General features: G+C 72.1%; 10 protein-coding genes. 4 read left to right on the forward strand and 6 right to left on the reverse strand.

Features of this window, described 5'->3' with window-relative positions:
• On the reverse strand, nucleotides 1-696 hold a 696-nt coding region (locus AWQ68_RS43370; protein WP_218006737.1), incomplete at its 3' end, for a hypothetical protein.
• Nucleotides 697-864: 168 nt separating this feature from the next.
• On the opposite strand from AWQ68_RS43370, the gene cofD reads away from it, so the two are divergent.
• Nucleotides 865-1,842, forward strand: coding sequence for a 2-phospho-L-lactate transferase (gene cofD, locus AWQ68_RS00935; RefSeq protein ID WP_066933026.1), 978 nt, complete (start codon nucleotides 865-867; stop codon nucleotides 1,840-1,842).
• A 20-nt stretch (nucleotides 1,843-1,862) separates the two neighbouring features.
• A complete protein-coding gene (locus AWQ68_RS00940; RefSeq protein WP_066934117.1) occupies nucleotides 1,863-3,146 on the forward strand; it encodes a coenzyme F420-0:L-glutamate ligase in 1,284 nt (427 codons plus the stop codon).
• A gap of 18 nt (nucleotides 3,147-3,164) precedes the next feature.
• Here the strand turns inward: AWQ68_RS00940 and AWQ68_RS00945 are convergent, their stop codons facing one another.
• The 4 genes from AWQ68_RS00945 to manB all read right to left on the reverse strand — a co-directional run bounded on the left by AWQ68_RS00945 (nucleotide 3,165) and on the right by manB (nucleotide 10,572).
• Entirely contained in the window at nucleotides 3,165-4,922 is a 1,758-nt protein-coding gene (locus tag AWQ68_RS00945; protein ID WP_373281480.1) for a substrate-binding domain-containing protein, read from the reverse strand.
• 103 nt (nucleotides 4,923-5,025) lie between these two features.
• Entirely contained in the window at nucleotides 5,026-7,626 is a 2,601-nt protein-coding gene (locus AWQ68_RS00950) for a bifunctional FO biosynthesis protein CofGH (protein WP_084463533.1), read from the reverse strand.
• Between the two features lie 498 nt (nucleotides 7,627-8,124).
• Nucleotides 8,125-9,093, reverse strand: a complete 969-nt coding sequence (locus AWQ68_RS00955) for a DNA-3-methyladenine glycosylase family protein (RefSeq protein WP_066934124.1) — start codon at nucleotides 9,091-9,093, stop codon at nucleotides 8,125-8,127.
• A 375-nt stretch (nucleotides 9,094-9,468) separates the two neighbouring features.
• A complete protein-coding gene (manB, locus tag AWQ68_RS00960) occupies nucleotides 9,469-10,572 on the reverse strand; it encodes a mannose-1-phosphate guanylyltransferase (RefSeq protein ID WP_245655688.1) in 1,104 nt (367 codons plus the stop codon).
• A 100-nt stretch (nucleotides 10,573-10,672) separates the two neighbouring features.
• On the opposite strand from manB, the gene AWQ68_RS00965 reads away from it, so the two are divergent.
• Both AWQ68_RS00965 and AWQ68_RS00970 read left to right on the forward strand, forming a co-directional pair.
• Nucleotides 10,673-11,161: a type II toxin-antitoxin system RelE/ParE family toxin gene (locus AWQ68_RS00965; RefSeq protein ID WP_084463534.1), complete on the forward strand. Its 489-nt coding sequence runs from the start codon at nucleotides 10,673-10,675 to the stop codon at nucleotides 11,159-11,161.
• Entirely contained in the window at nucleotides 11,158-11,493 is a 336-nt protein-coding gene (locus AWQ68_RS00970) for a helix-turn-helix domain-containing protein (RefSeq protein WP_066933035.1), read from the forward strand. Before AWQ68_RS00965 ends, AWQ68_RS00970 begins: the two co-directional genes overlap by 4 nt.
• Before the next feature lie 43 nt (nucleotides 11,494-11,536).
• On the opposite strand, the gene AWQ68_RS00975 is transcribed toward AWQ68_RS00970, so the two are convergent.
• Nucleotides 11,537-12,490 carry a lysylphosphatidylglycerol synthase transmembrane domain-containing protein gene (locus AWQ68_RS00975; RefSeq protein WP_066933038.1) on the reverse strand — a complete coding sequence of 318 codons (954 nt, stop codon included), beginning with the start codon at nucleotides 12,488-12,490 and terminating at the stop codon, nucleotides 11,537-11,539.
• Nucleotides 12,491-12,532: the final 42 nt, after the last annotated feature.

The following is a 12,532-nucleotide window of genomic DNA, read 5'->3' on the forward strand; positions in this document are numbered from 1 at the left end:
CGGGTGTCCGAAAGACTGGTCCTGCCCCTGACCGAACCCGCCATCCTGCGGGTGTCCGAAAGACTGGTCCTGGGCCTGGCCGAAGGGCGGCTCCTGCCCGGGGGCGTACGCCTGCTCCAGCTGTGTGGGCGCGAAGGAGGGGCTCCCCTGCGCGCCGCCGCCCTGGACGGGCTGGACGGGCTGAATCTGGGGGGCCTGCTGCGGGTTGTAGCCGCCGAAGCCCTCCTGCGGGAAGCCGCGGAACCGCTCCTCGGAGCGGGCCGACCCTCTGCGCGGCACGTCGGCGCCGATGGAGCTCCGGGCGAGCAGCATCCCGACGGCGGTGAGCGCGACCTGGGGCAGCGCCAGGATCACGTACTCGATCTTGTCCCCGAACGACCCGTCGGCGAAGAACCCGATGACTGTGGCGACCAGGCCGAGCAGGGTGGCGAGGCCGAGCAGGGCCATGGTGCCGAGGTTGACCAGCCGGGCGCGAGCCGTCGGGTCACCCGCCCGGGTCACCAGCAGCACCGCGCCCGCGGCCAGCGCCGTGTTCAGGGGACTCACGAACGCCTGCAGATAAGCCATGGCCCGGCCCGCGAACGACGCCGAGCCGAAGAAGAGGTGGACGGCGCCGAGGAGAACACTCGTAGCGACCACCGCCAGCATGATCCACGCGGCAGGCTCACGCAGCCGTCCGGAATCAACCCTGAGCACCACTACCCCCAACGCCTTCCATAAGACACTCGGGGAAGTTTCGCACAAGAGCGACTTTGGTGTCGGTAGACACAAGAACCTCATCTTATTACAAGTGTTGCCTATGTCACATTTGGCCTCATAAGAGGCCGGTGCCGCCGTCCGCAAGCCGGGTGCGAGACTGGCCGCATGCGCATCGTTTGCCTCGCCGGCGGGATCGGCGGCGCCCGTTTCCTACGCGGCCTCAAGGCGGCCTGTGCCGCGGCCGCCCCAGAAGAGCCCGCCGAGATCACCGTCATCGGCAACACCGGAGACGACATCACCCTGTTCGGCCTTCGGGTCTGCCCGGATCTCGACACCGTGATGTACACCCTCGGTGGCGGCATCAACGAGGAGCAGGGCTGGGGCCGCACCGACGAGACGTTCACCGTCAAGGAGGAGCTGGCCGCCTACGGCATGGAGCCCCAGTGGTTCGGGCTGGGCGACCGTGACTTCGCGACCCACATCATCCGCACCCAGATGCTCGCCGCGGGCTATCCCCTGTCACAGGTCACCGAGGCCCTGTGCGCGCGCTGGCAGCCCGGCGTACGGCTGCTGCCCATGACCGACGACCGGGTCGAGACCCACGTCGTCGTCGAGGACGAGCAGGGCAGGCGCGCCATCCACTTCCAGGAGTGGTGGGTGCGGCTGCGCGCCTCGATCCCGGCCCGTCAGATCGCCCTCGTGGGCGCGGACGAGGCGAGCCCGGCGCCCGGCGTGCTCGACGCCATACGCGAGGCCGACTTCGTGATCCTCCCGCCGTCCAACCCGGTGGTGAGCATCGGCACGATCCTCCAGATCCCCGGCATCAGGTCCGCCCTCTGTGAGAAGACCGTCGTCGGCGTCTCCCCGATCATCGGCGGCGCGCCGGTGCGCGGCATGGCCGACGCCTGCCTGGCCGCCATCGGCGTCGAGACGAGCGCGCAGGCCGTCCTGGAGCTGTACGGCTCGGACCTGGTCGACGGCTGGCTCGTGGCCGAGGAGGACAAGGCCGTCTCCCTTTACGGCGTGGCCGTCGAGGCGCGTCCCCTCCTCATGGACTCCCCCGAGGCCACCAGGGACATCGCCGCCGCCGCGCTCACACTCGCCCGCGGGCTCGCCTCGCGAGCGGGCGGGGCGGGCTCGTGACCGCGCGCGAGGACGGCGTCGTGTCCCGTATCACCATCGCCGGCGTCCCCGGCCTGCCCGAGATCCGGCCGGGCGACGACATCGCCGCCCTGGTGGCGGACGCCGTACCCAACCTGGCCGACGGCGACATCCTCGTCGTGACGTCCAAGATCGTGAGCAAGGCGGAGGGCCGGGCCCGGCGGGGCGACAGCCGTACCGAGGCGATCATGGAGGAGACCTCGCGGGTGGTCGCCCGGCGCGGCGACACGGTGATCAGCCAGACCCGGCACGGGTTCGTGATGGCGGCGGCCGGGGTGGACGCCTCGAACACCGAGCTCGGCACCATCCTGCTGCTGCCGGAGGACTCCGACGCTTCGGCGCGGCGGATCAGGAAGGGCGTGCGGGCCCGGTCCGGCGCCGACGTGGGCGTGATCGTCTCCGACACCTTCGGGCGTCCCTGGCGGCACGGATTGACCGACGTGGCGATCGGCGCGGCCGGTGTACGGCCGATGGACGACTTCCGGGGCGCGACCGACGCGTACGGGAACCCGCTTCGGGCGACGGTGACCGCGCTGCTCGACGAGATCGCGGCGGCGGCCGAGCTGGCCAAGGGCAAGCTCGCCGGAGTGCCGGTCGCGGTCGTGCGCGGGCTCGGCCACCTCGTGACGAGCGAGGACGGCCCGGGGGCGCGCGTCCTGGTCCGACCTCCGGACGAGGACATGTTCCGGTTCGGCTCCGCCGAGGTGGTCTTCGCCCGCCGGACGATCCGGGAGTTCTCCACCGCCCCGGTGGATCCGGAGGCGGTGCGCCGGGCGGTGGCCGCGGCCGTCGCCGCCCCGGCGCCGCACCACACGACCCCGTGGCGGTTCGTGCTCGTGGAGACGCCCGAGGCGCGTACGGCGCTGCTGGACGCGATGCGGGACGCCTGGATCGCGGACCTGCGCGGCGACGGCTTCTCCGAGGAGTCGATCGCCCGGCGGATCAGGCGGGGCGACGTGCTCAGGAACGCCCCCTACCTGGCCGTTCCGTGCCTGGTGATGGACGGGTCGCACACCTATCCGGACGCGCGCAGGAACGCCGCCGAGCGCGAGATGTTCGTCGTCGCCGCCGGCGCGGGCGTGCAGAACTTCCTGGTCCAGCTCGCGGTGGAGGGCCTCGGCTCGGCCTGGGTGTCGTCCACCATGTTCTGCCGGCCGGCCGTACGCGAGGTGCTCGGCCTGCCGGAGAACTGGGACCCGATGGGCGCGGTCGCCATCGGCCACGCCGCGGCGCCGCCCAGGGACCGGCCGCCGAGAGACGCCGCCGACTTCGTGGTCACCCGCTGACGGCCGCGCCGCCCGGGCTCAGCCGGCCGAGCCCGGGCAGGTCGGGTGGCACAGCCGCCGGGCCAGCGCCGAGAGGAAGACGTCGATGATCTGGCCGGGCTGCTCGGCCACGTAGAGCTGGCCGTTGGTCACCGAGACGATCTCGTTCAGGGCGTTCCTGTCGGCGCCCGCGCCGAAGGCGACCACGATGATCTGCACCGGCCGCTCGGGGTCCCACTCCGCGCGCAGCGCCTTGACCAGCTCGGCCCGGGAAAGGCCCTCCCCGTCGTCCTTGCCAGCGGTGAGCAGGAGCAGCGAGTTGTTCATCAGGGGGTCGTAGTCCCTGGACACCTCGCGGAAGCCGGCCAGGATCGAGTCGTACAGGGAGCTGGTCCGGCCGGGGAGCGCGCGGATGCCGTCCGCGATCCGGAACAGACTGGTCCTGCGGATCTCCTGTCCCGAGTCGGGCTTGGCGATCGAGCCGAGCCTGACCAGCTCGCGCTCGTCCGCCCGTCCGGCGAGGTGCCGGGCGAACTCCCACACGCCGATGGAGGTCTCGTCCGGGAACATCCGGATGCCGATCTTGGCGGCCTCGATCGCCACGTCGAGCCGGGTCGGGCCGCCCGCCCTGATCGGCTCCGCGGTCTCCTTGGAGACGTCGGCGAGGACCAGGATCCTGGTCGGCGGCGCCAGCCTGCTCCAGGCCTCCAGCGCCTCGTCGATGACCTCCGGGGTGATCGAGGGGCGCGGGTCCGGCGCGTCCGCCGGGATGTCCGGGCCGACCGGGAACGGCGGCTCCCTGCCGTCCGCGGGGCGGAAGCCGTCGCGGCGCATGGCCTCCTGCGTCTCGGCCGAGCGCAGCCAGCTCGCGAACAGCCGCGATCCCTCCGCCCGGTCCGGCTCCGCCGAGGTCACGACGTACGGATAGTCGAGGGTGATCGTGCCCTCCTTGGGGTGGAGGGCGACGGCGGGCGCGGCGCCCGCCACCTGGTTGTGCGCCCACACCGACTGCTCGGGGACGACCACGACCGGGCGCGACCAGAAGCCGGGGGCGTCGACGGCGCCGAGCATGCTGCGGTAGTCGGGGGCGGAGCCCGCCTGCGCCATCCGCACGAAGGCGGTGAGCTGCTTGCTCGCGTCCGGTCCCGTCCCGACGATGTCCCGGGCCGCGGCGACGGCGGCGATGCCCGCGCCGGAGACCGAGGGGTCGGGGACGCGGACGACGTCCGGCTCGCGCTCCGTGGGCTCCAGCCGGCCCCGCACGGTGGCGGGGAAGAGCATGTCCCAGCTCATCGCCGTGCCTCCGGCCGCGAACCGGTGCGCGAGCGGCCGGCTGGTGGCGAACACCAGCGGAGACGTGGCGACGACCGTCTCCCCCGACGCGACTCCCTGCGCGCCCTGCTTGCGGGCCAGCCGCACCCAGGCCGACGAGTCGGCGATCCAGCCGTCCGGACGGCGCGGCAGGACCCCCGCGCGGTCACCGATCAGGGTGCGCAGCACGGGGGCCGGCGGCTGCTCGGCCACCTGGACCTTGACGCACCGCCCGTCCACCTCGGCCCCGCTCTCGTTGAACAGCCGGGCCGCGTCCATGACGGGCGGCGCGATGTCCACCGCGGCGGCCACCGCGACCACGACCGGGTCGCGGGAAGAACACGTTCCCGGCAGTGCCCCCACGAAGCGGAACACCATGCCGACCAGCAGGAGCGCCATCGCCACGGACGCCGTGAGGAGCGTGTTCCGCAGCGGGGGGCGCGGCTGGTCAGCGGGTGTCGCGGCGCGGTGACGTCCGTACGGCACGGGCATGACCCCTCTCAGACAAGGGATCACGATTGTGCCTAGCCGCCCCGTGCGGGACGCAAGTCCCTCGACGGTGAATTTATAGAACTTGTTATAAGAAGGGTCACACGACCGGCAGGATCCTCCTGACGCTCTGGCACACGCCGTCGCTGCGCTCGGCCGCGGCGATCCGCTCCGGGCTCGGCGTGCCGTACGACGTGGTGCGCTGGCGCAGCGGGCGGCCGGTGGGGGCGACCATCGCGGCGATCTCGCTGATGGTCTTGTAGGAGCCGTTCTCCGAGCCGGCCATCCGGCTGATGGTCTCCTCCATCAGCGTGCCGCCGAGGTCGTTGACGCCTCCGGCGAGCACCGAGCGGCACAGGTCGTCGCGGAGCTTGACCCACGAGCACTGGATGTTCGGGATCGCTCCGTGCAGCATGATCCGGGCCAGGGCGTGGACGGCGCGGTTCTCGCGCGCGGTCGGCCCGGGGCGCGCCACCCCGGCGAGGTAGATCGGGGCGCTGTGATGCACGAACGGCAGCAGCACGAACTCGCGGAACCCGCCCGTCTCCTCCTGAATGTTGCGGATGAGCCGGATGTGCCGGACCCAGTGCTCGTGCGTGTCGACGTGGCCGTACATCATGGTCGAGGTCGTCGGGATGCCGACCCGGTGGGCGGTGGTGATCACCTCGATCCACTCGGCGGCCGGAAGCTTGCCCTTGGTCAGCACCCAGCGGACGTCGTCGTCGAGGATCTCGGCGGCGGTCCCCGGCAGCGAGTCCACCCCCGCCTCCTTGGCCGCGTGCAGCCACTCGGCGATGGACAGGTTCGTCCGGGCGGCGCCGTTGACGACCTCCATCGGCGAGAAGGCGTGGACGTGCATGTCCGGGCAGCGCTCCTTGACCGCCCGCGCGATGTCGAAGTACGCGGTTCCGGGCAGGTCGGGGTGGATCCCGCCCTGCATGCAGACCTCGGTGGCGCCCGCGTCCCACGCCTCGGCCGCCCGGTCGGCCACCTCGGAGAGCGACAGCGTGAAGGCGTCGGCGTCCGTACGGCGCTGCGCGAAGGCGCAGAAACGGCAGCCGGTGTAGCAGACGTTGGTGAAGTTGATGTTGCGGTTGACGACGTAGGTGACGTCGTCGCCCACAGCCTCGCGGCGCAGGCCGTCCGCGATCCGGGTCAGCTCGTCGAGGCCCGCGTCATCCGCGCCCGCGCCGTTCTGGTCCCCGGCCAGGTCGAGCAGGGCCAGCGCCTGCTCGTCGGTCAGCGCGGCCGGGTCGCTCTCCGCGACGCGCAGCGCCTCCCGGACCTCAGAGGCCACCCGGCCTGCGGCCGCGGGGCGGGGCAGCCGCTCGCGGAGGGCGTCCCAATCGCCGTAGACGCTGTCGAAGTCGGCCCGGCGGTCGGCCGTCCGCCCCTCGGAGTCGATCGCGACGTGCAGGTCGGCGCGCCCGCTGCTCGCGGTCGCGCCCTGGAAGCCGCCGTCGGGCTCCTGCCAGGGCCGCCCCTCCGGCGTCGCGCCCTCCCGGGCCAGGCCGGTACGGGGGTCGGCCAGGGCGGCGACGTGCTCGCGCAGCCGGGGGTCGAGCCACGGCTCCCCAGCCACCACATATTCCGGATATATCGTGAGCCGTTCCTTGAGCTCGAACCCGGCGGCCGCCGTACGCGCGGCGAGGTCGTCGATCTGAGGCCACGGACGCTCGGGGTTCACATGATCGGGGGTGAGCGGTGAGACGCCGCCCCAGTCGTCGATGCCCGCGCGGATCATCAGGGTGTACTCGTCGTCCACCAGGTTCGGCGGCGCCTGGATCCTGACCTTGGGGCCGAGCACGAGCCGGGCCACGGCGATCGTCGCGGCGAGTTCCCGCAGGTCGGCGTCCGGCATGCCGCGCATCGCGGTGTCCGGCTTGGCGCGGAAGTTCTGGACGATCACCTCCTGGATGCCGCCGTACTCCCTGGCGACGCGGCGGATCGCGAAGATCGACTCGGCGCGGTCCTGAATCGTCTCGCCGATGCCGATCAGGATGCCGGTGGTGAACGGCACGCTGGTGCGCCCGGCATCCTCCAGCACGCGCAGCCGTACGGCCGGGTCCTTGTCGGGTGAGCCGTAGTGCGGCTGGCCCTTCTCCGTGAAGAGCCGCTCGGACGTGGTCTCCAACATCATCCCCATGGACGGGGAGACCGGCTTGAGCCGCTGGAGGTCCCGCCACGTCATCACGCCGGGGTTGAGGTGCGGCAGCAGCCCGGTCTCCTCCAGCACCCGCACCGCCATGGCCCGCACGTACGACAGGGTGTCGTCGTAGCCGTGCGCGTCCAGCCACTCGCGGGCCTGGTGCCAGCGCTCCTCCGGGCGGTCCCCCAGGGTGAAGAGGGCCTCCTTGCAGCCCAGCGCCGCGCCCTGGCGGGCGATCTCCAGCACCTCGTCCGGCGGCAGGAAGGGGCTGTCGAGCTTGTGCGGCGCGGCCGCGAACGTGCAGTAGCCACAGCGGTCCCGGCACAGCCGGGTCAGTGGGATGAAGACCTTCCTGCTGTAGGTGATGACCCCCGAGCGGCCCACGGCCGCCAGACCGGCGTCCCTGATCCGTGAGGCGTGGTCGAGCAAGGTCTCCAGGTGATCGCCTCGGGCGTGCAGCAGGACGACGGCCTCGGTGACGTCGAGGGCCTTGCCGTCCCGCGCCCGAGCCAGTGCGCGCCGCAGTGCGGCGTCCGTGGGGTTCGCGCTCATGGGCTGCACATTACGTCCCGGCTCAGGGACGGCAGTCGGCGGGGGCGATCATTGCTTCAGCGTCTCTTAATGAATGGGTGCAGAACATTTCAATAGACGTGAATAGATGCACCGACACATACTTGAGGCATCACCCAACGCGACCGAGCCGCCACCGGTTCGGCCGTCACCCTGTCAAGGAGTCCGCCATGAGCTGGTTCGTCGTCGCCTTCCTGATCGCCGTCGCGGTGCTCGCCCCGTTTCTCGGCACCGACACCCGAGACGGCCGCGACTGGAAGCTCGGCTAGTGCGCTGTCGTCCGCAGAGGTTCACCGCGATCGACGTTCACCCGATCGACGCTCGCTGGGATCGACGCTCGCCGGGATCGACGCTCGCCGGATCGGGGGAGCGGAGCGAAGCGGGTTTCGCGAGGACCGCACGTTCCTTCCGGCGACGTGACCGACCCGGCCAAGGTTCGTGGGCACCCCACCAGGCCCCGGAGAAGACCCCCGCGGGCGGTCAGAACGACCGGTAGTCGCGCACCGACATCCGGGGACCGCGCGCCGGCGGCCGTGGAGCACTGAGCGCGATCAGCCACGCCACCCGATGGCGCTGCCCCCGGAACGGCTCCAGGAGCTCCAGCATGGCGGCGTCGTCCACCTTCCGCCCAGTGAGCGCGTAGCCCACATGGCCCGCCAGATGAAAGTCCCCCACACTGGGCGCGTCGGGATCGCCGTGGGCGCGCTGGCGGACCTCCGCCGACGTCCACACCCCGATCCCCGGAAGCGCCCGCAGCAGGCGGTCCGCCTCGGCGCATCCGCCGGACGGCGTCGTGGCCGTCGCCTCCAGCCGGGCCGCGTACCGCGCCGCGTTCACGATCGTCCGCGCGCGTACGGCCTCGGCCCCGGCGCGGTGCCAGTCCCAGGACGGGATCCGGCGCCACACCTCGGGCGGCGGTATGACCACCATGCCCTCGGGCGCGGGGCCAGGCGCGGCCTCGCCGTACCGGCGCATGAGCCACCGCCAGGCCCGCCACGCCTCCATGCCGACGACCTTCTGTTCGAGCACGGCGGGGACCAGCGCCTCGAAGACGCGCATCGACCGGCCGACGCGCAGGCCCGGGTTTCCGGCGGCCAGCCCGGTGACGTAGGCGGCCGTACGCGCGGCGCCCGATGACGCCGCCCGTGCCAGCACGTCGGCGAAAGCCGCGACGTCGTCGTCCGCCCCGAGCAGCGAGGGCAGCGTGTCGAGCAGCCACTCCGCGCCCGGACCCCACGCCTGGCCCAGGACCTCTCCGGCCGAGGTGGTGATGCGCAGCGTCCCGGGGCCGTCAGGAGTGCGGCAGGTCCGCCAGAACGCACCGTCGGGAGTGCGGCGCCAGGACGGGTCCCCGCCGCCGTGCCGGTGCGGCGACAGCGTCAGGACCAGGTCGAGGGCGCCCGCGGGGCGCCACCGGCGTTCCCGCTGCGTCACCGCCGTGCTCGTCATCGCTCCCGCCACCACACCGTCTCAACGTACTCGCCGACGGGCACCCGCCGGTCCCACGACCGGAACCGAGCCCCGGCCCGCCGGCGCTCCCGGCTGGCGGGGTGTCCCTTGGCCGGGTCGGTCACGTCGCCGGAAGGAACCCGCGGTCCTCGCGAAGCCCGCTTTGCCGGGCCTTCACTCGGTCCTCGCTCCCTTCCGCTCCGCTCCCTTGATCCCGGTGAAGGTTCGCGGACGCCAGCCGGCCGGCGGGACGTCCAAAACCCGGTGGTGTCCACGGCAGGTCGCCGGCCTGCCCGTCCCGGAGATTTCAGGGACCGGCAGGTCGCAGCCTGCCCGTCCCGGAGATTTCAGGGACGCGAGGAGGCCGGATGGACGTCAGATATCGCTGGAGAACCGGACCGAGCACTCGTCCAGCGTCACGCCCGGCCAGATGCGGGCGCCGGCGGCGAGCTCGTTGCCTGGGCCGATGACGGCCCCGTCGCCGACCACCACGTCGCGGAGCACCGCGCCCGTGGAGACGCGGGCCCCCGGGCCGACGATCGAGTCGATGACGGTCGCCCCCGGCTCCACCACGGCACCGTCGCCGAGGACGCTGCCCTGGACGGTGGCCCCAGCCTCGACCGTGACCCCGGCGCCCACGACCGTGCCGCCGCCGACCTTGGCCTCGGGCGAGACCCTCGCCCCGTCCAGCAGGAGGAACTCGCCCACCGGACCGGGCAGTGCGGGCGACTCCAGCCTGCCCAGCACGAGGTCGGCGGACCCCTGGACGAAGGCGGCCGGGGTGCCCACGTCCAGCCAGTACGACGTGTCCGAGTAGCCCAGGACCAGCTCGCCCGACTCGATCAGCCCGGGGAACGTCTCCCGCTCCACCGAGACGACCTGCCCGGCCGGGATGGCGTCGATGACCGAGCGCTGGAACACGTAGCACCCGGCGTTGATCCGGTTGGTGACCGGATTGGGGGTCTTCTCCAGGAACGCGGTGACGCGGTCGTCGGCGTCGGTCGGCACGCAGCCGAACCGGGATGGGTCGTCCACCTCGGTCAGGTGGAGCGTGGCGGCGGCGCCGCGCTCGACGTGCACCCTGATCTGGTCGGAGATGTCGTGCCCGGAGAGGATGTCGCCGTTGAGCACCAGCACGGGGTCGTCCGCTCCGCAGGTGAGCGCCTCGGCCGCGTTGCGGATCGCGCCGCCGGTGCCGAGGGGCGTCTCCTCGGTCATGTAGACGATCTCCAGCCCCAGGCCGGAGCCGTCACCGAACGCCTCGGCGAACATCGAGGCGCGATAGGAGGTGGCGAACACGATCCGGCGCACCCCGAACGAGCGGGCCTTGGCCAGTTGGTGCGCGAGGAACGGAACCCCAGCGGTCGGCAGCAATGGCTTCGGCGTAAAAAGCGTCAAGGGCCGCAAACGCGTACCTTGGCCTCCAACCAGAAGAATCGCCTCATAATGGGCTGACTCCGGCAAACAGCTCGTCCTCACATTGGCGAGGTTAGCCTAACGATCCGCAGGACGCCGTGAGGAAACCAGATGTGCCCGACCTGAGACCTGGGCATGGAATTCCGCTGGCCAGGCAAATGCCATGAATCGCGCAATCGGCCACAACGGCAGGGTGGCCGGGATCACTTTCATCCATCCCCGCGAAATCGGACCGACCCCGGGCCGCGGCTCCATACGCCACCACCCCACGGGGCCCGGCCGCCGCCTGTCCCACCTCTGGAGTAAAGGATTCGCTACACTCTGGCTCGACACGCTGGATGCGCGACCCCGGGCTCAGATCGTCGGCGCCGTCGATCGGCTGGCCGAAAGTGGTCCCGGACTGGGTCGCCCACTGGTCGACAAGCTGGGCGGCTCTCGGATCCACAACTTGAAGGAGCTGCGTCCGGGCTCTGCCGGCCGCTCCGAGATTCGGATCTTGTTCGTGTTCGACCCGTGGCGCTCAGCCATTCTCCTCGTGGGTGGGGACAAGTCCGGAGACTGGTCGGGCTGGTACCGCCGGGCCATCCCCCGGGCCGAAGAACTGTACGGGGAATACCTCAAAGAGCGCGAGGCGGAGGAGAAGGACCGATGACGAACTTTCCCAAGTGGAGCGACATCCGCGGCGACATCGTGGCCGCCTCGGGCGGAGAAGAGGCCGTGGCCGAGGCGCGGCGTCGCAACCAGGCCTACATCGACGGCGTCCGGCTGGCCGAACGCCGTAAGAACCTGGGCCTGTCCCAGACCGAGGTCGCCGATCTGATGGGGGTGACCAAGAGCCGGGTCTCCCAGATCGAACGCGGCGAGGTGTCCACCGTGGAGGCCATCGTCCGCTATGTGCAGGCCCTCGGCGGCCACCTCCAGATCTCCGCGGTGTTCGGCGATGACCTGTACATCCTGCGCGGCGCCGATCCCCACGCCGCCTGAACTCGACCTCTCCCGCCGCGCCTCGGTCCTCTGAGCCGCGGGGTCAGTCCTCCAGGTGGTCGCCGCGTACCGGTCCGGCGTGCGACTCGACCGGTACGGCGGGGGCCGACCGGCGTGCGGAGAGGCCGGCGAGGCCGGCGCACACGAGGTCGCCCACCGAGACGATCAGCCGTGAGCAGAGCGTCGCGGCGATCGCGGCGTCCTGGCTGAGCACGGGAGCCAGCGCGGCGACCATCGCGACCTCGCGCACCCCCGCACCGGCCGGGGCGATCACCACGATGAAGCCCAGGGACCAGGCCAGGGCGAACGCGCCGACGCTGAGCAGCGCCGCCTTCGGGCCCGACGCCCCGAGCCCGTGGACGATCAGCGCGAGATGCGCGCCGTACGCCGCCCAGCCGCCGAAGGCCCAGCCGCACGCGACCAGCACGCCGCGGCGGGTCAGCGGCCGTTCCAGCGGAGCCCGGCGCAGCAGCCGGAGCCCGCGGTTGATGCACCAGTTGACCACGGACGGGTGCAGGGCCGCCGCGAGCACCGGGATCAGCAGCAGCAGCCAGGCGAACCGGGCGACGGAGCCGCCCGCGAGCACCGGCAGGGTCACGGCGGCCGTCAGGAGGCCGCTGCCCAGATAGACGGGATAGGTGAGGAAGAAGGCCGCCGCGCTGCGCGCCCGGGGGACGCCGTGGTCGCGGCCCATCTCCATCTGCGCGAGCACCGGCCACAGCGAGCCCGGGATGTACTTACCGAGCTGACCGACGAAGAAGATCTTGGCGGCGTGCGGGAACGCCAGCGGCGAGCCGAGATCGGCGAGCAGCGCGCGCCACATCATCATGCCGCAGAGCAGCGCGGCGAGCACGGCGAGCAGCGAGCCGCCGAGCTCCGGCCACGACAGGCGGGCGAACCCCTCGGACACCTCGGTCCACCGGCTCGCCACCGCCCACGCGCCGAAGCCCAGCGCGACGGCCAGGAAGAGCAGCCGCAGCGCCTTGCGGCCGCTCACCGGCCCTCCCTCAGCGCGCCCCACATCGCCACGCCGACGACG

Source organism: Microtetraspora fusca (assembly GCF_001570365.1).
In the GTDB taxonomy this organism is placed as follows: domain Bacteria; phylum Actinomycetota; class Actinomycetes; order Streptosporangiales; family Streptosporangiaceae; genus Microtetraspora; species Microtetraspora fusca.

Coding starts and splice junctions, on each gene's coding strand:
- AWQ68_RS00965 (WP_084463534.1), top strand. CDS start 10,673: ATGAATCGCGCAATCGGCCACAACGGCAGGGTGGCCGGGATCACTTTC.
- AWQ68_RS00955 (WP_066934124.1), bottom strand. CDS start 9,093: ATGACGAGCACGGCGGTGACGCAGCGGGAACGCCGGTGGCGCCCCGCG.
- AWQ68_RS00950 (WP_084463533.1), bottom strand. CDS start 7,626: ATGAGCGCGAACCCCACGGACGCCGCACTGCGGCGCGCACTGGCTCGG.
- AWQ68_RS00970 (WP_066933035.1), top strand. CDS start 11,158: ATGACGAACTTTCCCAAGTGGAGCGACATCCGCGGCGACATCGTGGCC.
- cofD (WP_066933026.1), top strand. CDS start 865: ATGCGCATCGTTTGCCTCGCCGGCGGGATCGGCGGCGCCCGTTTCCTA.